We start from the raw sequence: 1,194 nt of genomic DNA, 5'->3' as shown, positions 1-1,194 counted from the left end.
GTAGATACTGTTATGCCATGCAAGCATTTTCCGTATGCTGCGTGGCATCGAACGGGCGTCCCGATTTCAGGACCCCGTACGCCACCTGTGCCAGCTTCCGCATCATTGCACCGATGATCAGCTTTGCATTTTTTCCGCTCTTCTCCAGTCGTTCCCTGAATATCCGACCCCATTCTGTCTTGTACAGCGTCACCATTGCCGGCATGTACAGCGCACGGCGCAGCGACATATGACCCATTTTACTCATCCGACTCACCCGCCGGATGCTGCTGCCTGATTCATGCTGCTTTGGTGTCAGACCCGCGAACGCCGCGAACTGCCTCGCTTCCAGGAATCTGTTTTTCAGCCCCACGTAAGCCAGCAACACCGCCGATGTTTTCGCTCCGATCCCCGGGATACTGTCCAGCAGTTTGCGACGGTGCTTCATATCCGGATCATCATCCGTCAGGTCTTTTATCTGCTTTTCGATACGCTTCAGTTCCGTCTCCAGCCACAGCAGGTGCATGTCGATACTCGGCAACTGAACTTCACGGGCACTTTCCCGCCGGTTCTGCTCCTGAACATGCATTTCCGTCAGTGCCTGATGCCGCAGCACCAGCGCCCGCAGGGCCCGCTCAACCGGATGGGGGGCTTCCCATATCACCGGGCGTTTCTCCCGGCAAAAATACGCCAGCTGGCGGGCATCCACCGTATCGGTTTTGCTGCGTATTCCCTGGCTCTGGACGAACGCTTTGCTGAGCAACGGATTGATAACGGAGACCCGATACCCCGCGTCAGAGAGATGAGCGGCGACATCTTCCATATACGTCCCGGTCGCTTCCATGCAGACGTGGGCATTGCTGACCTGATGACCGCACAACCAGCTGACGAGCTCGTTATGGCCTTTTGGGGTGTTGGCAAATTTCTTGCTGCGGTGACGGCCATCAGGGCGCAGCATATCGACATCGAGTTTAGCTTTGGCAACATCAATGCCGATAAAGTGGAGTTTGTTTTCCATGGTGTAACCATCCTTGCAAATGCGGGGTACCGGGTGTTCCGGTCCATGATACTGTTCGGTTTATCACTTGTGGAGGAGCGCAGTCCGGTGCGAATTATCTACGACACAGATTTGAGGATCTAAGGTCGGGTGCGGCATCCGGACTGCATGGCAGAAAGAACTGGCCGGTTCTCTCTGCACGAAAGGAATAATACAAG

General features: G+C 55.3%; 1 protein-coding gene. It reads right to left on the bottom strand.

The annotated features are described in order from the left end of the window. Nucleotides 1-10: 10 nt before the first annotated feature. A complete protein-coding gene (locus ACKLKD_RS27850) occupies nt 11-997 on the bottom strand; it encodes an IS110 family transposase (RefSeq protein ID WP_250099157.1) in 987 nt (328 codons plus the stop codon). Nucleotides 998-1,194 lie beyond the last annotated feature (197 nt).

Source organism: Klebsiella sp. 10982 (assembly GCF_048589245.1).
In the GTDB taxonomy this organism is placed as follows: Bacteria; Pseudomonadota; Gammaproteobacteria; order Enterobacterales; family Enterobacteriaceae; genus Klebsiella; species Klebsiella quasivariicola.
This window is presented reverse-complemented; position numbering and strand designations above follow the sequence as displayed.